The sequence below is a fragment of the Deltaproteobacteria bacterium genome (genome assembly GCA_030654105.1).
Lineage (GTDB): Bacteria > Desulfobacterota > SM23-61 > SM23-61 > SM23-61 > JAHJQK01.
Window position 1 is genome coordinate 14,890 of record JAURYC010000137.1, and the last position, 18,659, is coordinate 33,548.

Genomic DNA, 18,659 nt, shown 5'->3' on the forward strand with positions numbered 1-18,659 from the left:
TCGATGGGCCGGATTTTACTCCGGCCGTCTAGGAAAAGACCGAGACTTTTGGAGGTTGTCATGAGAGGGTTGGAACAAATCGAAAAAGAGCAAATGCGTACGGACCTCCCCGATTTTCGCCCCGGGGATACGGTGAAAGTACACGTCAAGATCAAAGAGGGCGAAAAAGAACGGATTCAGATATTTGAAGGTACGGTCATCCGCAAGCGGCTGGGAGCCAACCGGTCCAGCTTTACGGTGCGTAAAGTTTCTTACGGCATCGGAGTGGAACGGATTTTCCCGACTCATTCACCGGCCATCGATCGTATCGAGGTGGTGCAAAGGGGGAAGGTTCGCCGCGCCAAACTCTATTATCTGAGACAACTCAAAGGAAAAGCCGCCAGGATCAAAGAACGGAGAGTCCATTAAGTGGAGTGTGGAGTGGAGGCTTTTGAGGAAGAGATCCAAGCCCAAGGTTTTCGGGTCATTGCCGGGTTGGATGAGGCCGGAAGGGGACCCTTGGCTGGCCCGGTGGTGGCGGCGGCAGTGGTTCTTGCCCCGACGAAAAAAATGGCGGGCATCGATGATTCTAAAAAGCTTTCCCCTGAACAGCGAGAAAAAATTTTTTCGCTCATCCTGCAGCAGGCAGCCGCAGTGGGCATCGGGGTCGTTGACGCCCGAGAGATCGACCGCCTGAACATCCTGCGGGCTTCCTTAAAAGCCATGGAGCAAGCGGTTCAAAACCTTCCTCTCTCTCCAGATTTTCTTTTGATCGATGGCATCCATTCCTTGACCCTTCCTCTGGCCCAACGGGCGATTCCTAAGGGGGACCAACGATGTCAATCCATCGCGGCAGCGTCGATTGTGGCCAAGGTTACCCGTGACCGCTTGATGTTAGCCTACCATGATGAATACCCGCAGTATAATTTTGCTCGCCATAAGGGTTATGGAACGAGGGAGCACCTCCAAGCCATCCGCCAATATGGTTGCTGCCCTCTCCACCGGCAATCCTTCAAGCCGATCTATCAGCTTTCACTCCTATGACCCAAGAGCGCCTCTCCCTCGGCAAAAAGGGTGAAGAACTGGCCCTGGCCCAGCTCAAGGCTTTGAAATACAGGATCCTTGAGCGGAATTTTAAATGCCGCCTGGGAGAGATCGACATCATCGCCCGGGACAAAAATACCCTGGTCTTCATCGAGGTAAAAACCCGGGCCACAAAAGATTTCGGAGGACCGGCGGCCGCGGTGAATGAAAGGAAACAGCGCCAGCTTTCCAAAGTAGCCCTGACCTATCTGAATCAAAAGAATCTTCATCACGTTCCTGCCAGGTTTGACGTAGTAGCCATAGAACTCATTCCTCCCTCCCCGCGGATTGAAGTTATTCGCAACGCCTTTGAGCTCTGCTACGGATGAAAAAGAACTTCTGGCTCCTGACTCCTGTATCCTGAATTCTTCATTCTGCATTCTCTTGCCTTTCCCCCCCCCTTTCGTTATGCTATTTTCCATGGACTTGTCTGTCTTGTACGATCCAGAAAGATTTCCAAAACACGTAATGGAAGCCTTGGCCCAGGCACCGCTGGACTACTTGGAGCAGCTTGAATTTATCAGAAAACAGAGGAGTTCCCTTACACCCTGGGAAGGCGCGGGAGTTCTCCTGCCGCTTTATTTTTCTGAGGAAAAGAAGCGAGACAGGGATCGTTCAGGTCAATATGTGGTTCTCCTGAATAAACGGTCCAAGAGGGTTCAGCAAGCCGGAGACCTCTGCGCGCCGGGTGGGGGGATTCATCCGGTTTTAGACAGGATATCCCAAGAGATCCTCCAGGTTGGGCTTCTCCCGTGGGCCAGAGGATTGGCATGCGAACGAGCCAAGCAAAGAGGAAAATCAGTCTATAAAAAAATACTTTTTTTCCTGGGCAATGCCCTGCGGGAGAGTTGGGAGGAGATCCACTTAAGTCCGTTCAACGTAGAGTTTCTGGGACCCTTGCAGTCCTACCGCCTCCAATCCCGGCGGTGGATCATTTTTCCCGCAGTGGGAAGAGTGAAGCGCGCTTGGCAACATAAACTAAGCCCCGAAGTGGACAAGATCATTACTATCCCTTTGCGCACTTTTTTCCTGCCGGAGAGCTATGCTTTTTACTCACTGGAAGTGCCCCAAGAACTCATCACCCATGGGATTCCCAATCCTTGGGAGTTTCCCTGTTTGGTGGATGATGCGGAGGGAGAAGAGGAAATTCTCTGGGGGGCAACTTATATGGTCCTTCGGTCGTTCTTGAGAATCGTCTTCGATCAGCCCTTGCCATCCCCAGATGGTCGCAGGGTCATCCATAGGCCGCTAATTTCTACCTACCTTTCCGGAGATGAGGAGACCTAAATTCGATTCCCTCGGGTTTTTTCTGGATGGTCGGTGGAAAAGAGCTTGCTTGAGGCAGCGCAATGCTATTTTTGCCAGTAGGTTTACGTTTGAGGGGAGAAATTCGACTAAAAATAAAGGAGGATTAAAAATCTCATGACGCAGATCAAAAAAGTTGGCGTAGTCGGGCTGGGAACTTTGGGAACCCAAATTGCCATTCAAGCCGCTCATTATGGATATGATGTCAAGGGCTACGATCAGGACCCGGAGATTTTTCAGCAGACCATTCAGAAAATCCGGCGAATGATGAAGTTTTTAGGGAAAAGCCCTACCATGCCTGTGGAGGAGTGGGAAAAGGCAGCTCAAAAGGTCAAGCTGGCCAAAGATATGGGTGAAGCTTTGCAAGCAGCAGATCTGGTGATCGAGGTTGTGCCGGAAAACCTGGAGCTGAAGCGAAAAATATTTGCTCAGATCGATTCCCTGGCTCCCCCCGAGGCAATTCTGGCCACGAACAGCTCTTCCATCCCCATCTCCAGGATCGAAAATGCAACCCAGAGGCCGGAAAAATGCCTCAATATTCACTTCTATGCACCGGCCACCAGCACAAATATCGTTGATGTCATGGGTGGCGCCAAAACCTCCCCTGAGGTGATCGAAACGGCAAAACAATTTATCCGTTCCATCGGGTGCATTCCCCTGACGGTGAAAAAAGAAATTTTAGGCTTCTGTTTCAACAGCGTATGGCGAGCGATTAAGAAACAGACCCTTTACATGTGGGCCGGAGGATTCGTCGACTTCCGCGATATCGACCGGGCCTGGATGGTCTTTACCCAAATGACCCAGGGCCCATTCGGCATAATGGACATGGTGGGGCTGGACGTGGTCTACGACATCGAAATGTCTTACTACAACGAATCCAAGGACCCCAAAGATCGTCCTCCCCAGGCCCTTAAGGACATGATCGACCGCAAAAAACTGGGGGTCAAGACCGGCAAAGGTTTTTACACTTATCCCGAGCCGGAATTCACCAGGCCGGATTTTCTGCAAGGATAAAGGTGCAGAGCGCAAAAGGCATAGCGCAGGGCGAAAATAAGAAATTTAGTTGGAATCAATCTCCTTTCCCTTCCAAGGAGGCAAACTCTTTCAGCAGCTCTTTCTGGCGCTTGTTCAATTTGGTAGGGACCTTGACCAAGATATGGATATGCTGGTCGCCTCTTCCGAAACTGTCCAAATGAGCAATTCCCTGGCCCCGTAAAGTGAAGACATGGCCACTCTGGGAGCCGGGGGGGATGGAAAGCTTCTTGGACCCATTCAGAGAGGGAATCTCAATTTCTGCCCCCAGGGCGGCCTGGGTGAAAGAAATAGGAATCTGGCAGAGAATATCGTCGCCATGGCGTTCAAAAAAAGAGTGGGGTTCTACATGTAATATTACGTAGAGGTCCCCCCGCCGCCCGCCCCGTTCGCCTTCCCCCCCTTCTCCGTAAACCTTAACACGACTCCCTGTATCTACTCCAGCAGGGATTTTGATGGATATTTTTTTAGATTTTTTGACCTTCCCGGTACCCCGGCATTCTGAACACGGATGGGGAATGAAAAATCCCTGACCGTGGCAGCGTGAGCAAGTGGTGCGAAGGGTAAAAAAACCTTGGGAATGGGTAATTTGTCCGCTTCCATGACAAGCGGCGCAAGTCTCTTTCTTGGTTCCCGGCTGGATACCCGTTCCTTTGCAGGTACTACAAGATTCAGGGCGTTCGATTTCAAATTCCGTCTCTTTGCCCAGGGCTGCATCCATAAAGGAAATCGTTAAATCGTAACGAAAGTCCGGCCCTTTCCGGGGGCCGGCGGATCGGCTACGCCCTGTACCAAAGCCGAAAAAATCCTCGAAAATATCGCCGAAACTGGTAAGGATGTCTTCAAAACCGGTAAACCCGGAGAATCCCATCTTCCGGATACCTTCATGGCCATAACGATCGTAGAGGTCTCTTTTCTCTGGGTCCCGAAGAACCTCATAGGCCTCTGAAGCTTCTTTGAACTTTTCCTCGGCCTCCTTACTTCCTGGGTTTCGATCGGGATGATACTGAAGGGCTAACTGGCGATAGGCTTTTTTAATCTCGGCCTCCTGGGCATTCCGTGGCACTCCCAGGATTTCGTAATAGTCTCTTTTAACCATAAATCCTTGGCAATCTCCTTTTGAATGAATATTAGCATTTTAAGGCTCAATGTCAAGTTGGGGGAAATATTTCCCCCGTTTTCGGCTTTGTTTTATCCCCGTTAAAATTCGCCATTGGGTAAGGAAATAAATTCCTTTCCGCAGCTTGGGAAGGCTGGCAATAGGGCCAATTCTTACAGGCAATCTTCCCAGGGAAGAGAAACGACGCGGGAAGTAAAGACTTCAAGTTATTTTGACGACGATGTCGCCAATCAGGTTGGCCGCTTCGTCGCCGCGGTCGGCGGCATTGGAAAGATGGCGGTAGATTTCGCGCATCTTGAGCATGTAAACCGTGTCGGTGCCCTTGAAAAGGTTGGCCAGGGCCCGATGATAGGCTTTCTCCATTTCATTCTCGTAGGCTTTCGCCTTGGTGGCATGCTCTAAAGCAATATTGGGGTATTTCTGGATTAAGCGGATGGCATCCTTCAGCTCCCGAGCGGCTTTGCGGAGAATGTCAATCATCTCAACGATGAAAGGATTCGGGTTCACCTCGTAAATTTCCATTTCGTCCACGGTTCGATCGGCATAATCCATAACGTCATCAATGGCCCGGGAAAGGGAAAAGATATCTTCCCGATCAAAGGGGGTAACGAAGGTTTGGTTGAGTTCCTCAATGAGGATACGCCGCAGTTCATCGGCCTCCTGCTCAATTTCCTTCACTTTCCCCCTTTTTTCCCCATCAGCTCCTTCAGCCCAAACGTAAAGAGCATCGAGCCCTTCCAGGACCTTATCGGCTTGAGCGTGGAGTAGCACACAAAAGTCACATTTCTTTTTCCGAAACCACGGCATTTCAGATTCCTTTTCTTGGATTATTTCCTGAATGATATTGTAGGCTGAGATGCGTAACCTGTCCAGAATATTTTATATCCATCTTCTAATAAAGATAAGAATCAAAGCTGATAGGATAGCTGCCCCAGGTATGGTTATGATCCAGGTGAAAAAGATTTGTCGGCCAACCCCCCAACGTACGGACCCGAGACCTTGAGCAGACCCTGCTCCCAGGATTGAGGAAGAGACAATCTGGGTGGTGCTCACCGGAAAACCAAAGATAGAGGAGAGGTAAATGATTACCGAAGAACAAGCTTGGGCACTGAATCCATGGATAGGCCTCACCTTATAAAGCTTCGTTCCCAGAGTTTTCATGATCCGCCAGCCTCCCGAGCTCACCCCTAAGGCAAGGGCCAGGGAGCAAGCCAGGATGACCCATAAAGGTACATAGAAAGCATACCCTGGCAATGGCTGGTATATTTTACTGATCGTCTCCGGGGAAATTTTGTGGAAGATAATGAGAGCAAGACTAATAATCCCCATGCCCTTTTGGGCGTCGTTGGATCCGTGACTCAAGCCTAAGGTGATCGAGGTCAGAATTTGCAATCTTTTAAGGAGGTAGTTGGCTTTGGTGGGTTTGAAATTTTCGAAAAGATCGAGAATTTTTTTGGTCACGTAATGACCGGCAATTAATCCCAAAACGGGGGTGAGGATGAGAATTCCCAAAACCTCCAAAACCTTACCCCAATGGATCATATGAAGACCGGAGCCCATCGCCACGGCCCCTATAAGTCCGCCAATCAGGGCATGAGAGGAACTAGAAGGCATTCCAAAAAACCAATTTCCCAAGTTCCATAGAATGGCCCCAATAATAGCGGAGAATATGGCGGCCAGGGAAATGTCTTGGGGACTTACGATCCCCTTGCCTAAAGTGTGGGCAACGGCCGTTCCCAAAAACAATGCCCCGATTAATTCGAAGAAAGCTATGATCAAGAGAACTTTGCGAGGCTCCATGGCCCCAGTGATGACCGAGGTGACCACCAGAGTGGCCGAGTCGTTCAGCCCGTTGCTGAATTCGAAGAGAAGAATAATGGCAATCAACCCAAAAACGATGATCAGAGCGTGGGCTTCCAAAATTTTACTCTCCGTAAGCCTGGCGGAGGATCTGCGCAGGATGAAAGGTTTGCACGCCGGTTTGACTCCCAATCTGCATGCGGCACGCTTCACAATCTGAAATAACCTTTTGGACATTCCATTGGCGGATCACCTGGAAAATTTCCTCCCCCACTTCCCGGGCCACCGCGTATTTTTCCCGCTTCAACCCGTACGTTCCCGCCAAACCACAACACCCTTCAGGGAGTTCCATGACTTTCAGACCGGGAATGAGGGAGAGCAGTTCTAAGGCCGGCAGACCTACTTGTAAGGCGCGAAGATGACAGGGGACATGGTAATAATAGGTCTCCTTTATTTCCCGAAAGTCTGTCTTCAGTTGGCCATCTTCATGCAATTGGAGCAAGAATTGGGATATTTCATAAAGATTTTCAGCCACGGCGGATGCCCCTGGGAGGTGCAGGATGTCTTTATATTCCTGGCTTAAAGTCATGCCGCAACTTGGCGAAGAAAAGACAATCTCTACCCCATCTTCGACCGTTTTCTGCAAAGCCTTTAGATTTTTCTCCCCCATTCTGGCGGCCAAAGTAAAAAACCCATTACTGATCAAGGGAAGCCCACAACATTCTTGCTGAGGCAGGAAGACTTGGAACCCGTTCTTTTCCAGAATTTCTACTACGCTCCGCCCCAGGGAAGGTTCGATATAATTGGTATAGCAGCCGTAGAAATAAGCAAGGGGCTTCCCTTTTACCAGCTTCCTTGAATGGAACCATTGGGCAAAGGTCTGGTGATGGAAGGATGGCATTTTTGCCCGGCGATCAATTCCCAGGCCGCGGTCCAAAAGCCAGCGGAAAAAAGCCCACCCATTGATCCAATTAGAAAGGGGTGCCCCCCAGCTTCCTAACTTTTCCAGGAGATAAGCATGGCCAAGGAGCCAGTCCCTGAAAGAAGGCTTCTGGGTTTTACCTAAGGTTAGGCGGGAACGAACCTGCAGCTCTGGAATGGGTACATTATGGGGGCAGACCCGTTCGCAAATTTTGCAGTAATCGCAGAATTCGAGCCATTCCGCAGGAATGTTTTTTCCCTCAAGGCGGAAACGTTCAGCATCGGGACCGGCGAGTTTAGGGCCTGGAAAAAGGCCTGTGGCCTTCAACACTGGACAATAGGCGTTGCAGATGGAGCATTTGATACACTGATCAATGTCGGATTTCATAGAACGAAATGTTTTGCCACAGAGATCACCGAGGGCACAAAGGAAAGATCCAAAAATTCATTTTTTTGATAGTTATTTAGCATTTTAATCTTTCGGTTTTAATCCCATCTCTGTGATCTCTGTGTTCTCTGTGGTGAATTTATTTTTGCCGGCAAATCCAGCAGCCAGTTTCCCTGCCAGGTATCCCGTAGAGATGGCTATGCCACCTCCAGATTTTTCTGACATGGAATCTCCATGGGCGATGATCGCTCCTGCCGCAAAGAGGTTGGAATAGATGACCCGGCCTTCTGGATCCACGGGCTGAAGGTTTTCATTCACTTCCACCCCGAAACAGTTGAAAGGTTGGCCTTCAGCAGCCAGGAGGCGGGGCTTGAACCATTCCCTGCGGTTCTTCGGATATTTTATAGGAAGATCGAGAAGCGTCTCAAAAATTCTTCCCCGGTCCGAATCAAGCCCCCCCCCGACAAATTTTCCGGTAGCCAGAACAATGGCCGAAGCCTTGTAAATCGGGCTTTTCTTGGAAAAGCCGAGGGCAAAGCCGAGAAGGCGTTTGGACTCTTTGCGGGGGTCTAACGTTGAAAGCCCCAAAATAATGCGCACGCCTTTTCCTTGAAGGTATATTTGCAGCTTACGGAAAAGGCGGATGCCGGGAACTGAAGGAGGGGGCATGGGAATTTCAAAGACGTTGGCCTGAAGCTTTTTTTTCAAGTCCGCCAGAACCTGACCCGGAGAATGAAAACCCAAGACAGCCGGGAGGGCCAGCCTATCACCTGATTTTAGAAGGGGTCGGACAATTTTTATGAACGCATTGCGGAAATCTTCGCCGTCAAAAGCCCTGGCCAGGTTAAGTCCGTTCATCGCTTTTCCACCCAGATCCAACTTTTCCAGGACCTCAGCCCTAAAAGAGGAGGCGATTTTCCCCTGAGAATGCAAAATATTTAGATTTTCAGCGGCTAAAAATGGAAAGAAGTCTTTAAGGCCCCTAAAACCGAGGAGGAGAACAGGGCCAGGAATAGAAAGGTTTCCTTGGTTCATCGTTTCCGGAACCAAACAGGTCGGATGGTACGTGCCCAGCGGGGTGGGAATCAGCAGGGTAGAAGCAAAAGTTCCAGAATAGGGCAACCCGATAACCTGACCAAGTTCCTGGAAATGGGCCATCGCGAGCATGATCTTTTCCTGGCCTACAATGGCATAGGGATGATAAGGATGGTCCTCCTTCAGTTGGGGTAAAGCACTTAGAGGAGAGGAAAGAGGAATATTTGTGGTCCTCGGGAAATATCCCAGGCCGTCGATACATCCAGTGGTCAAGGGTAATGAGCCCATGCCTCGAGCTAAAACCAAAACACGGGCTCCCTGGCTTTGGGCAGCCTCTGCAGCCATGAGCCCTGCCAGCCCAGCACCAATGACAATAACATCGTAAAACATAATTAAAAATGGTCCAGGTTAAAGAGCTCGGTATACAAAGCCTGGATTAACTGTTCTTCTCTAAGCTGAGGTCCCCACATCACAGGTCGGGTTCCTTTCCAACGTTCTTCCAGGAAGCGTTTTAAGATGGGGAGGGACGTTCCCGGAGGGATTTTTCCTCCTTCTGATAATAGCGCAGTCAAACGGGGAGAGCAAAATCCACCCTGACAGGGACCCATACCGGCCCTTGTTCTTTCCTGGATTTCTTTCAAACTGGGATAAGGTTGATTCCGGATCTCCTGGACAATTTCTCCTCTGGATACGAGTTCGCACTCGCAAAGAATCTCCCCAGTTTCCTGGAAAGATTGTGGAAGTCCAATCTTCCGGAGTTTTGACCCTAAATCATGGAAGGTATATTCCTCCGGAAAAGGCAGGGGTTTTTCCGCGGTGGTGCAAGAAGTTTTCCTTCCCATTGCTTTGACGATTACATCCACAGTCCGTTCAGCCATCAGGCGGTAGGTGGTCAGCTTGCCCCCGACGATCGAAAACAGCCCCTTGATCTGGTCAGCTTCTCCGTGGTCCAGCAGAAGGAAATCACGACTGATCTTCCGACTATCTTCGCCTGCCTCCCGGGCTCCCATTAGCGGCCTGACGCCAGCGTAGGCCCGGATGGCCCTGGTAGAACTGACCTCCGGAAGAATGGTCTCCCCTTCAGAGAGAAGAAGGTCCACTTCCTCTTCCTCCGGGGATGGATCTTCGATTTCGGTAACAGTCTGCGAAGTTGTCCCGATGATCAGGGCTGGCCCATGGGGGACGAGGATATCGCCGTTGGAGGGAGGGCGGCAGCGGTTGATTACGGAATTTACCAGGCGCCGATTCAACACCACCAGGCTTCCTTTGGAGAAAAGGATATCCAGCGGAGCTCCGGCCATCCGGGCAACTCTTCCGGCCCAAACCCCCGCGGCATTGATGATAAAGCGGCAGGTAATGCGAAACTCTTCTCCTGTCTTGGCGTCAATGGCCTGCAAGCCATGAATGGTTCCATCCGCGGTGAAGATGGCTACAACCCGACGATGAGGAAAGAATTGTGCTCCCAGTCGTTCGGCCTCCTCCACATTGGAACGGATCAAACGGAAGGGGTCTATGGAAGCATCGGGTACATAAATAGCTCTATTTATCTTGGGAGAAAGAGCAGGCTCCTTCTGCAAAACTTCCGCTGGGGAAACTTCTTCTGCCGGGAGGTCAAGGCTGGCACAAGCCCTGAGAAGGTCATCCGCATAATCCGGAGGGTCCTGGGGCAGAGCAAGAAAAAATCCCCCGGTCGGTTCGATGCAAGGGGAAGCGATCTTTTTTAATATTTTGTTTTCGGCAAGGCACTCCCGGGCCGAATCGGGATCATTCACCGCATACCTGGCCCCGCTGTGCAAGAGGCCATGGTTTCTTCCCGAGGTGCCGCTGGTGAGCTCTTCCTTCTCCAGGAGAACGGCATCGATTCCCCTGAGGGCAAGATCGCGGAGAACTCCCGCTCCCGTAGCTCCACCACCGATCACCACAACTTCAGTTTTCATAATAAATTAGCCCTCAGCAATCAGCTAACAGCAATTAAGCCATACTATTTTTTTCTGACAGCTGACTGCTATTTTATTATTTCCGCAACACTCTCCCAGATATAGTCGGGTTGCATGGGTGATTGCCATAAGGCTTCCCGGGTCGTGACCCCTGTGAGCACCAAAGCCGTGGCCATCCCCGCCTTTTTCCCCATGACCATATCCGTTTCCAGCCGGTCCCCCACGAGGAGGCAATCCTGGGAGTTCAAGTCCATAGCCTCCCCAGCGACCTGAATCATGATGTCCGACGGTTTACCTACGACGACTTCCACCTTCTTGCCGGTCGCCCCTTCTACGGCCCCGATCATGGCCGCACAATCCGGTATTTCCCCCCCTTCCACCGGGCAAGTGCGGTCCGGGTTGGTGGCCACGAAATGAGCTCCTTTTTTAATGGCTTGGAGGGCGATGTTCAATTTTTGGTAATCAAAACTCCGGTCAAAGGAGGCGATAACATATTGCACTTCTTCCGGATTCTCGCTAAGGTGGAACCCGCCGCGGGTCATCTCTTCGATAAGGGGGAGTTCTCCAATGATAAAGACCGTAGCCCCCGGTGCCCGCTGGGAGAGCCAGCGGGCCATGACGAAGGAAGAATTAATCACTTCTGCAGGTTCAGTTGGGATACCCAGGCGGGTCAGTTTGGCCGCATAATCTTCCCGAGTCTGCAAAGGCTTGTTGGAAAGATATACGATTTTTTTGGCCAATGATTTTAATTTTTCGATAGTTTCCCGGGCTCCGGGAATGAGCTTTTCTCCTCGATAAATCGTGCCGTCGAGATCAAAAATGTAGCCAGAAAAATTAAGGGCCCCCATGAAAAACCTTTTCATCTATAGAAATTATGTGCCGGCTTTCTGCTTTTAGATGGAAAAATATCGTTTTGGCTTTTTTATTCGACTGAAAGCCTTCCTCCGAGGGCTTTACCAATTTATGTGGGCAAGGCCCTTATTGTCAATGATAAAAATCCTTACTTTTAAGGGGCGGTTCAAAGACATTCAAAGACATTATTATTGACATTCGATCCTCCCTAAGCTATTTTTACTCCATTTAGAACTTTCCAACATATAAAGGTATCTACTATTCTATCGTAATAGGAATTTCCTTTTTTATCCTTCCCCCACCCCACCCTCTCCCCCGATTGCGGGGGAGAGGGTGGGGTGAGGGGGGTTAACTTGATATTTTTCTGCGTGGATCTGCGAAAATCTGCGTCCCAAGTAAGGTTGTTTTATGAAAATCAAAAAACTTTGGGGTAAGAGATTGGCCAAAGAGCCCGCGGCTATCGCGGAGGTTTTTACCTCTGGAAGAGATGTCCGCGGAATGGCACCCGCTGATGAGCGATTGGTCCCCTATGATATTTGGGGCAGCAGGGCCCATGTTCTCATGCTGGCCAGGAAAGAAATTTTACCGAAGCCTGTGGCCAGGGTTCTGATCAAAGGTTTAGGAGAGATAGAAAATGCCCGGGAGAAAGGGAAATTTTTTCTTGACCCATCCGAAGAAGACGTGCACAGCAACGTGGAGAGTTGGCTGATTAAAAAATTTGGTTTAAAAGTTGGCGGGCGACTCCATACGGCCCGCAGCCGCAACGACCAGATCGCCCTGGACATGCGCCTTTACCTTAGGGACAACGCTCTAAACTTTTTGTCCGAACTCACTTCTCTTATAAAGGTCCTCCTCGATCATGCTCAAAAGCAACGAAGCACCATTTTCCCCGGTTATACGCACCATCAACCCGCTCAAATAACCACCTTAGGCCATGTATGGCTCTCTTTCGCCGAATCATTGAACAGGGATGGGCAGCGTTTTCAAGACTGGTATGAACGTTTCAACCAAAACCCTCTCGGTTCCATGACCGGGTACGGCACGAGTTTCGCCATCGACCGCAATCTTACCTCCAAGCTGCTGGGGTTCGACAACCCTTGCCCCAATTCTCTGGACCCGATTCAGAACCGTTGGGAACCGGAAGCGGAAATGGGGTTTGCCATTGCCGCCATGATGAATCATTTAAGCTCCCTGGCGCAGACTCTTATCCTTTTTAGCACAGGAGAGTTTGGCATGTTCAGACTGGATGACGCCTACTGCACGGGAAGTTCGATGATGCCGCAAAAGCGCAATCCAGACCCCTTGGAGGTAATCAAGGCGAAAGCGGCAAGTGCGCAAGGCCTGTTGGTCAGCCTACTGTCTATCGGCCGGTCCCTCTTTCTGGGCTATAACCGCGATACCCAGTGGACCAAATATTTGATTATGGATTTGATTGATGAATGCCTTGCCGTCCCCCGGATCATGGGGGAAATCATTGGTTCCTTACGTATTCATAAGGATAAAATAGCCGTCCTCTGCCAGAAGGGATTTATCACCGCGCCGGACCTTTTGGAGAGATTGGTTCAAGACTGGGGACTACCTTTTCGGCAGGCCAAAGTGGCGGTGGAAAAGGCCGTGAAATATTCCGAAGCTGAAGGGGGGGAGCAAATCTCTCCTTCCGCCTTACAGCGGTCGTTGCAAGAGGAAGGCCTCAGGCTGAAGATGGAGCAAAGATTTATTCCCATGGCCCAGGATCCGAAATTGATCGTCTCGCGGAGGAAAGCCATTGGCGGGACTTCCCTTCAGGCTCTGGGAAGAAATATCACAAGCCTAACGCATTCCCTACAAGTTTCCAGCCGGTGGCTCGCGCAGAAAAAGAAACAGCAAGCGATGGCTAAAACCCGTCTGGCTGAGATGGAACGGGATCTTTAACTTATACTCTCAGAAAAGGTGAAATGGGGTCAGGGAATTGTAGTAAAGGGGGACATTCGTGCAGAACGTGCATAGCTTATGGTCTGCTATTCACCATAACGGATTCGCCAATCGTCCCCTTTCCCACGATAGTTTCAGGTGATTTTATCTTTGATTATCTCCTGATTCGAATTTGCTTTTACCGCGTAATAGCATTGCACCCGTTCCAGGTTTTTCTTAAAAATCCGATAATTTTCCTTTATTTTGTTGTGGTCAAGTATGAATAAAGGAGTTCCGTGATCTTCTGCTAATTTAAGAAGTTTGTCTTTCATTTCTATTTTCCTATATTTTTAAGCAGACAGCTTTTTAATGAGATTTTTCAGGTGTTGCACTTCTCGATTATTTTCAAGATATGACTTCATCAGCTTTTTATGCAGTTCCGGTCCTCGGTGATACAATTTTTTTTGCTTTTTGGGTCGGGTGGTCTGCTTCACATAGGCAACCATCAGTGGAAAGGCCACGGTGACATCAAGATAAGCCGTTACGGTTTCTTCTAATTTTGTGGGATCGATCTTGCCCCAGCTTGCTGCTTCGCTTGGCGGGGCCCCTGATAAACCTCCCGTGTCTGGTCTGGCATCGGTTATATTGATATCATAATCCTGACCTACTTCCGGGATCATGAGCACTTCCTGAATTTGCGGCTCGGTCTGGAGCATGAAGTTTTTCGGGCTGCCACCGCCGATCAAGATAACCCCAGTTTTTCCATGTTCATATCGCTTGGCGTTTAATATTATGGCTGTTGAATCATTGACATCAATGCTCGGGTTTATTTTCAGCTTAAATAAATGCTGCAGGCCCGCTGCCTCGGTTAAAAGCTCTAAACCGGCTACATTCATTCCAATGGTTGAATCTCCGGGGGACGATGTAAAAACAGGGATCCCGTTTCTGTAGGCTGCGGCAATAATACTTACCTCTCCCAGATGATTTTTCTCCTCGAATTCATTCATGACTTTCCCAAGGTGATGATAAAATTCCCGGGTTCCCATTTCTTTCTGAAATTCAGGTCGTACCAGTATTCTTCTTAATCTTCTATCCGTTTCCATTAAAACATCTTCATAATCGAACAGGATATCGTAGATTCTGGTTACGCCTTTTTTTCTCAAATCAGCGTCATCAACAACATGGCTGCCTCGATGCAACGGTAAATTGAAGGCAAAATGCAGATCGTGATACATATTTGCGCCTGTCGCGCTTATCCAATCAACAAAACCGTGATTCATCAGAGGAATTACTGCGGAAAGCCCTAATCCGGCGGGGGTTAATGCACCTGCCAAGCTTAATCCCACGGTAACATCCTCTTGGGAATATTTATCTCTTAATAAATGGCAGGCAGCTCTCAATCTTCCGCCATTATAAGCATCCATGTTGTCTATTAATTTTACTATATCTGTATCTCCAGAAATTGGCTCTGGAAGAATTCTTTTCCCTGTGAGATATTTTTTTTTACCTGGACAAGTTGATTTTTTGTTTTTCATCTTTTTTTCTTTCCGGACCGCCATTTCTTTCCGGAATTCTTCTGCGATCAATTCCCTTTTATACTTTTCCATACTCGGCTTTAACTTTCTCCCGGTCAATGGACCCGTCCTGGGATTTGGGTAGAGCCGGAACAAACTCTACATATTTTGGTTTTTTAAAACGGGCAATACGCGTGGCCACGAAGTCAATTAACCCTTGTTTGGTTAGAGAGCTTCCACCTTTTAAGACACACACCGCCTTGATGGCTTCACCCCATTCTGGGTCACTTACCCCGATGACCGAAACTTCGGCCACTTCCGGATTCTCCAGGATGACTTTCTCTACTTCTGCGGGGTAGACATTCTCTCCTCCGGGTTTGATGAGTTCCTTTTCGGCTTTCCTTTTCACGTACCATAGGTATCCATTTTCGTCTAACCTCCCGATGTCTCCGGTGTGATGCCAACCTTCGCGGAAGGTGTAACGGTTATCTTCCTCAAGGTTCCAATATCCCAAAAAAACCAGGGGTCCACGAACACAGATTTCTCCTGGCTTTCCGGCTTCTACTTCGCGGTCATGCTCATCTACCAATTTTATTTTAACCAAAGGGCCCTCTTTGCCGGCAGAGCCTGGTTTCTCGGTATAGGGACAGACAGTAACCATGCCGGAGGTCTCAGACTGGCCGAACCCGATCCAGAATTCAGCCTTCGTTTTTTGCTTTAATTTCTCTATGTTAGCAGGATGATCGATACCGGCCACGTGTTTTAAGGAAGATATGTCATAATTTTTGCCTTCTAATTTCTCAAGGAGCATTCCCAGCATGGGAGGGAATTCGCCAATGGTCGTAATTCTCTCTTTTTCTATAAGTTGCAAGGCAAGTTCCGGGTCGAATTTTGGCATTATGACGTTTTTTCCTCCGGCATGCATGATCGAAAAAGCCAGAGCCAGGTCGGCAATGTGAAACAAAGGAAGAAGGTGTAGGTAGGAGTCTTCTTCCCTTATCCCTACAGTAGCAATGTGCTGGATATTGGAAGCAATGATATTTCCTTGGGATAAAGTAGCTCCCCGTGGTTTCCCAGCTACGGCTGCCGTGTGAATGATTAAATAAGGATCGGTTTGAAGGATATCGACTTCCCCCATTGAACCTTCTTCTTCCAGGAAGGAGGAAAAAGGCGTGAAACCAGATTCCTTTTCTCCCATAGTAATTAACCATTCGATATAATTCATTTTTTTAGAAAATTCTTTAGCCATCATCTTATACTCCGGACCTACAAAGAAAACGCGGGGGCGTCCGTCTGACAGGATATATTCGATTTCTTGAGGAGTGAGACGCCAGTTAATCGGAAGCATGATGGCCCCAAGTTTGGCTGCGGCGCCGTAAAGGAGGACGAACTCGTAGCAATTTTGGGAAAGAACTCCCAGGCGATCTCCTTTGCTAAGGCCTAATTTTTTAAGTCCGTAGGTTAAGCGATTTATTTCCGCCAAGAATTGTTGAAAGGTAACCCGGCGACGATCAAAGACCCAAGCCTCGCGGTTGCCAAAAAGGCGGGCATTCCGGACGATCGCGTCATAGATTGTAAAATCTCTTAAACCCATGGTTCCCTCCCATTTTTTTTATGAAGTAGAGTTTTTTAGGAAAGAAAACACCCCGATTTAGGCATAATCAGGGTTTTTCTGGGATGCGGTTGAATTTAACGGCCTAAATTTTTACTGATCCCGCAGCTAAATCTGATTTTAGGTTATTTTTTTAAAAATTCCCAGTTTTTGACGAATCCGTTCTCAAGATAAACGTAGGCTTTAGGAAAAGGTTTCTTTCCGTAAACCCATTGTTCGTGAATCCCCATTAAGGTCCTGGTTGTATTAACGTGTTCCGGTCGTCCCCAAGTTAATACAACCTGTTCAGGAGTGAACCCCACGCGGATGAACCCGCGAAGAATGTCATTTTGAATCTTAATGGGCCAGAGGGTGTTGCGGAGATTTTTCAAGAGATCGATCATTTCATCCATATTTTTATCGGCACGGCGAATTCCATCCCGCTCCTCCACCCAACCGATTATTTTTTCAATATATTCAGTATTTACTTCATAAATGACTTCGTAGAAATGGGGTTTATGGGGAGGAGAAGCTTTTTTTCCCGTGAATTGAATTTCCTCCACATTCAACTTTAACGGTTTGACACTATTGATTTTAGGCAGGTCGCCAGGATAGACCCAGGCCAGTAATTTGTTCTTAACCCAAAAAGATTTTTCTTCAGGTGTCCAGCCAATCTTTTTCCCCTTATTGGATATGATCCGCTCGCTCAGAACAACCTGATGCCAGGGCATTCCGTTTTCGTCTCTTTTGGAGTTAATGACATCGAATATATCGTATTTTTTAACTCTGGCTTGTATTTTTGAGTTATTTTTGGCTGCCTCATACACGTTGGTATCTTTCATAACTAAAAAAATTCCGCTTTCGGTGACTTTTGGTGGAAGCGGTGGAGGTACTTCTTTTTCCTTTTCCCCAGCTTTGTAAGCTTTGATTTTACGCTCTTCTTCAATTTTTCTGCGTTGGTCCTCCTCAATCCTGCGCAGACGTTCTTCCTCAGCCCTGCGCATTTCTTCTTCGATCTGGCGCTTCCTTTGTTCCGCGAGCTTCTTTTTAAATTCGATCTCGGTCACAATTCGATCCCGCTCACTTAAGGCCGCGACCATTTCTTTTTCAAGCCGTTTTCTTTCTTCGATTATGTTCTTTTTTAGTTCTTCTACCTGGGAATGTTCTTCCCGCACCTTTTGTTCCCAACAAGCCCATATCCGTTTCCGATCATCGGCTGAAAGCTTTTTCTCCACCTGGGTATCGAGGAGGGGCTGAAGGCTTACTAAAACACGGTTTTTTTCTGGCTCATCAACAAAATTATAAATTCGGTTGGCGCATAAATAGACCAGCCGAAGGGAGTATCCTCCATCTTTTAAGAGAAAATAGTCGCTTATCCCTTCTTTGGCAAAAACTTCTTGAACGGCCGGAGGAGGATTTTGGAGATCAAGTAAGAGGGCACTGGTTCGGGGTTTGGACGCACAGGCCAGAGTGGTCAAAAACAAAAGCAGGGCAAAGAGAAAGAAGAACCTTTTTTCTCCCATCATCGAGACGATCCTTTTGCTGCCTTCTTTTTGGGCAGAGCCGCCCATGGCTTTGGACGATGGGTGATCCTCTTGCCCATTTTCAAGTTGAGAAATCGGGTTCTTTTTTTCATCGAAGAACGAAAAAGCTAAAAATTTGCTGAAAATATAACAAAATGGCAAAAGAAAGTCAATTTTCTTTCCGACATTTTACAAGCCTTCGGTTTTGAAAATACCTTCTATTTGTGTGAACCGAATCGAAGGGCGGCGAGGTTAAACGAGCTCGCCCACCCCCAGTTTTGAAGATTGGCCCTATCTCCCAGTTGGGGTGCCGGTTCGGGCAGGGAGGTCCCGCCCTTGGCGGGATTGGTCAAATAAGGCAGTGGTTATTTCATGGTCGGGAGCGGGCTTATGCCGTTTCAGCGGGCGAAGTCTTCCAATCCGCTTTCTCTTTTCGGAGACAAGATCGGCAGGTGGATGGGTAAGGTTCTCCCGCCGGGTCCGGGAAGAGGCTGCCCGGCTCGGACGGGAGGGTGAATCTCTCGGGAGCACAAGGCGGTAATCCTTTCAATGGACAGGGCGGGGCTGCCGCCGAGAATGCTCTCCCTTCCTTCGATCCCGCCTTCCTTGGCGGAAGGCAAGCACGGCTCCGCAACAGATCTTTTTCCCGCCGGTGCGCCCTCTTTCATCACCCTCCCGTCCGAGCTCCG

Annotated in this window: 18 protein-coding genes; 6 read left to right on the top strand and 12 right to left on the bottom strand. The window is 48.9% G+C overall.

Annotated features, from left to right (window positions below; all coding sequences use genetic code 11):
* Window positions 1-60 precede the first annotated feature (60 nt).
* From rplS to Q7V48_05545, 5 genes are all read left to right on the top strand, one after another.
* A complete protein-coding gene (gene rplS, locus Q7V48_05525) occupies window positions 61-408 on the top strand; it encodes a 50S ribosomal protein L19 (GenBank protein MDO9210195.1) in 348 nt (115 codons plus the stop codon).
* Window positions 409-420: 12 nt separating this feature from the next.
* The gene (locus Q7V48_05530; protein ID MDO9210196.1) at window positions 421-1,023 is read left to right on the top strand and encodes a ribonuclease HII; all 603 of its coding nucleotides are present in this window, start codon (window positions 421-423) and stop codon (window positions 1,021-1,023) included.
* Complete coding sequence (locus Q7V48_05535; protein ID MDO9210197.1) at window positions 1,020-1,391, top strand: YraN family protein; 372 nt, start codon at window positions 1,020-1,022, stop codon at window positions 1,389-1,391. The genes Q7V48_05530 and Q7V48_05535 overlap by 4 nt, the downstream gene beginning before the upstream one ends.
* A 139-nt stretch (window positions 1,392-1,530) precedes the next feature.
* Entirely contained in the window at window positions 1,531-2,349 is an 819-nt protein-coding gene (locus tag Q7V48_05540; protein ID MDO9210198.1) for a hypothetical protein, read from the top strand.
* Between the two features lie 135 nt (window positions 2,350-2,484).
* On the top strand, window positions 2,485-3,381 hold the full coding sequence (locus Q7V48_05545) for a 3-hydroxyacyl-CoA dehydrogenase NAD-binding domain-containing protein (protein ID MDO9210199.1): 897 nt from the start codon (window positions 2,485-2,487) through the stop codon (window positions 3,379-3,381).
* A 55-nt stretch (window positions 3,382-3,436) separates the two neighbouring features.
* On the opposite strand, the gene dnaJ is transcribed toward Q7V48_05545, so the two are convergent.
* The 7 genes from dnaJ to Q7V48_05580 form a co-directional block, all read right to left on the bottom strand.
* On the bottom strand, window positions 3,437-4,498 hold the full coding sequence (gene dnaJ, locus Q7V48_05550; protein MDO9210200.1) for a molecular chaperone DnaJ: 1,062 nt from the start codon (window positions 4,496-4,498) through the stop codon (window positions 3,437-3,439).
* Window positions 4,499-4,720: 222 nt separating this feature from the next.
* Window positions 4,721-5,326: a DUF47 family protein gene (locus Q7V48_05555; GenBank protein ID MDO9210201.1), complete on the bottom strand. Its 606-nt coding sequence runs from the start codon at window positions 5,324-5,326 to the stop codon at window positions 4,721-4,723.
* Window positions 5,327-5,398: 72 nt separating this feature from the next.
* Complete coding sequence (locus tag Q7V48_05560) at window positions 5,399-6,439, bottom strand: inorganic phosphate transporter (GenBank protein MDO9210202.1); 1,041 nt, start codon at window positions 6,437-6,439, stop codon at window positions 5,399-5,401.
* Window positions 6,440-6,443: 4 nt separating this feature from the next.
* On the bottom strand, window positions 6,444-7,628 hold the full coding sequence (locus tag Q7V48_05565; GenBank protein ID MDO9210203.1) for an anaerobic glycerol-3-phosphate dehydrogenase subunit C: 1,185 nt from the start codon (window positions 7,626-7,628) through the stop codon (window positions 6,444-6,446).
* 84 nt (window positions 7,629-7,712) lie between these two features.
* Window positions 7,713-9,053, bottom strand: coding sequence for an anaerobic glycerol-3-phosphate dehydrogenase subunit GlpB (gene glpB, locus Q7V48_05570; GenBank protein ID MDO9210204.1), 1,341 nt, complete (start codon window positions 9,051-9,053; stop codon window positions 7,713-7,715).
* 2 nt (window positions 9,054-9,055) lie between these two features.
* Window positions 9,056-10,600: an anaerobic glycerol-3-phosphate dehydrogenase subunit GlpA gene (gene glpA, locus Q7V48_05575; protein MDO9210205.1), complete on the bottom strand. Its 1,545-nt coding sequence runs from the start codon at window positions 10,598-10,600 to the stop codon at window positions 9,056-9,058.
* A gap of 68 nt (window positions 10,601-10,668) precedes the next feature.
* On the bottom strand, window positions 10,669-11,448 hold the full coding sequence (locus Q7V48_05580) for an HAD-IIA family hydrolase (GenBank protein MDO9210206.1): 780 nt from the start codon (window positions 11,446-11,448) through the stop codon (window positions 10,669-10,671).
* 412 nt (window positions 11,449-11,860) lie between these two features.
* On the opposite strand from Q7V48_05580, the gene argH reads away from it, so the two are divergent.
* Window positions 11,861-13,363 (top strand): argininosuccinate lyase, encoded by a 1,503-nt coding sequence (gene argH, locus Q7V48_05585; protein MDO9210207.1) that lies wholly within the window; start codon window positions 11,861-11,863, stop codon window positions 13,361-13,363.
* Between the two features lie 134 nt (window positions 13,364-13,497).
* Here the strand turns inward: argH and Q7V48_05590 are convergent, their stop codons facing one another.
* The 5 genes from Q7V48_05590 to Q7V48_05610 all read right to left on the bottom strand — a co-directional run.
* Window positions 13,498-13,674, bottom strand: coding sequence for a hypothetical protein (locus Q7V48_05590; GenBank protein MDO9210208.1), 177 nt, complete (start codon window positions 13,672-13,674; stop codon window positions 13,498-13,500).
* An 18-nt stretch (window positions 13,675-13,692) separates the two neighbouring features.
* Window positions 13,693-14,949, bottom strand: coding sequence for a deoxyhypusine synthase (gene speY, locus Q7V48_05595; protein MDO9210209.1), 1,257 nt, complete (start codon window positions 14,947-14,949; stop codon window positions 13,693-13,695).
* The gene (locus Q7V48_05600) at window positions 14,936-16,450 is read right to left on the bottom strand and encodes an AMP-binding protein (protein ID MDO9210210.1); all 1,515 of its coding nucleotides are present in this window, start codon (window positions 16,448-16,450) and stop codon (window positions 14,936-14,938) included. Before Q7V48_05600 ends, speY begins: the two co-directional genes overlap by 14 nt.
* A gap of 143 nt (window positions 16,451-16,593) precedes the next feature.
* Window positions 16,594-17,973 (bottom strand): hypothetical protein, encoded by a 1,380-nt coding sequence (locus Q7V48_05605; GenBank protein MDO9210211.1) that lies wholly within the window; start codon window positions 17,971-17,973, stop codon window positions 16,594-16,596.
* A gap of 395 nt (window positions 17,974-18,368) precedes the next feature.
* Window positions 18,369-18,659, bottom strand: a 291-nt coding sequence (locus Q7V48_05610) for a hypothetical protein (GenBank protein MDO9210212.1), incomplete at its 5' end; no start/stop codon positions are given.

Excerpts from the sequence above, each read along its gene's own strand:
- Q7V48_05600 (MDO9210210.1), bottom strand. The coding sequence starts at position 16,450 with ATGGGTTTAAGAGATTTTACAATCTATGACGCGATCGTCCGGAATGCC.
- Q7V48_05580 (MDO9210206.1), bottom strand. The coding sequence starts at position 11,448 with ATGGGGGCCCTTAATTTTTCTGGCTACATTTTTGATCTCGACGGCACG.
- Q7V48_05555 (MDO9210201.1), bottom strand. The coding sequence starts at position 5,326 with ATGCCGTGGTTTCGGAAAAAGAAATGTGACTTTTGTGTGCTACTCCAC.
- Q7V48_05590 (MDO9210208.1), bottom strand. The coding sequence starts at position 13,674 with ATGAAAGACAAACTTCTTAAATTAGCAGAAGATCACGGAACTCCTTTA.
- glpB (MDO9210204.1), bottom strand. The coding sequence starts at position 9,053 with ATGTTTTACGATGTTATTGTCATTGGTGCTGGGCTGGCAGGGCTCATG.
- Q7V48_05545 (MDO9210199.1), top strand. The coding sequence starts at position 2,485 with ATGACGCAGATCAAAAAAGTTGGCGTAGTCGGGCTGGGAACTTTGGGA.
- argH (MDO9210207.1), top strand. The coding sequence starts at position 11,861 with ATGAAAATCAAAAAACTTTGGGGTAAGAGATTGGCCAAAGAGCCCGCG.
- speY (MDO9210209.1), bottom strand. The coding sequence starts at position 14,949 with ATGGAAAAGTATAAAAGGGAATTGATCGCAGAAGAATTCCGGAAAGAA.
- dnaJ (MDO9210200.1), bottom strand. The coding sequence starts at position 4,498 with ATGGTTAAAAGAGACTATTACGAAATCCTGGGAGTGCCACGGAATGCC.
- Q7V48_05565 (MDO9210203.1), bottom strand. The coding sequence starts at position 7,628 with ATGAAATCCGACATTGATCAGTGTATCAAATGCTCCATCTGCAACGCC.
- rplS (MDO9210195.1), top strand. The coding sequence starts at position 61 with ATGAGAGGGTTGGAACAAATCGAAAAAGAGCAAATGCGTACGGACCTC.
- glpA (MDO9210205.1), bottom strand. The coding sequence starts at position 10,600 with ATGAAAACTGAAGTTGTGGTGATCGGTGGTGGAGCTACGGGAGCGGGA.
- Q7V48_05535 (MDO9210197.1), top strand. The coding sequence starts at position 1,020 with ATGACCCAAGAGCGCCTCTCCCTCGGCAAAAAGGGTGAAGAACTGGCC.
- Q7V48_05540 (MDO9210198.1), top strand. The coding sequence starts at position 1,531 with ATGGAAGCCTTGGCCCAGGCACCGCTGGACTACTTGGAGCAGCTTGAA.
- Q7V48_05605 (MDO9210211.1), bottom strand. The coding sequence starts at position 17,973 with ATGATGGGAGAAAAAAGGTTCTTCTTTCTCTTTGCCCTGCTTTTGTTT.